At 31.4% G+C, this 710-nt stretch carries 2 protein-coding genes; one reads left to right on the top strand and one right to left on the bottom strand.

What is annotated here, in order from left to right; genetic code table 11:
- Positions 1 to 40: 40 nt before the first annotated feature.
- Entirely contained in the window at positions 41 to 337 is a 297-nt protein-coding gene (locus tag CBG25_RS05610) for a hypothetical protein (RefSeq protein ID WP_290605180.1), read from the bottom strand.
- A 176-nt stretch (positions 338 to 513) separates the two neighbouring features.
- On the opposite strand from CBG25_RS05610, the gene CBG25_RS05605 reads away from it, so the two are divergent.
- On the top strand, positions 514 to 710 hold a 197-nt coding region (locus CBG25_RS05605; protein WP_290604058.1), incomplete at its 3' end, for a hypothetical protein.

Raw genomic sequence — 710 nt, 5'->3', positions numbered from 1 at the left:
AGATTAATTAAACGGGCGGTATATCCGCCCAGTTTTTTTATTATTTATCTTTTCGGGATTTATTTCTTTTAAAATCCGCAAGGCTAATGACGGGTGCTTTTCTTTTTTTTCTTTTGCGTGGTTTTATAACCGGAATATTATTATCATAAATAAACATGACAGGGGTATCATTTTCGTTCCTAATTTCAATATTATCAAAATTAATATCTTCCCCATGAAAATAAAGATTAACGCCGGAGAGAAATTCAATGTTATAAAATTGTAATTCCTCAATCGCTTCAAAAATTGCCTTCTTAAGACTTTTTTTATTCCAGCGACCTGTAAATTTTATTCTCATTGTTATCATTCCTTAATTTAATGTTTATTTACTGGTGCTGATTATTTTTTATTTTACGATAAACTTCGTTAATTTTTCGGGCGTAAATTAATCTTCGTTTATTCTGTCACGAGTTTCGCAGTCTCTAAAAAAGAAGTATAAATTTAAAAACAAGAAAAAATAAGGATGTTCATATTTTGTCCGGTTATCCATGCATTAAAGATATCTATAAAATATTCTTGCAAGTAAGCAGTGTAAGATACTCTAGTTTGGCGTTATCAGAAGTCAGCCCATCGCCTTTATCTCATGACACGGTTAGCCGATGGTTAAAAAGTAGATGTTTCCGCCCTAAAGACCTATGGCGATTAGTTGAACCTTCTATAGACAAAAAAAG

The organism is Arsenophonus sp. ENCA (assembly GCF_002287155.1).
GTDB classification, from domain to species: Bacteria; Pseudomonadota; Gammaproteobacteria; order Enterobacterales; family Enterobacteriaceae; genus Arsenophonus; species Arsenophonus nilaparvatae.
This window is presented reverse-complemented; position numbering and strand designations above follow the sequence as displayed.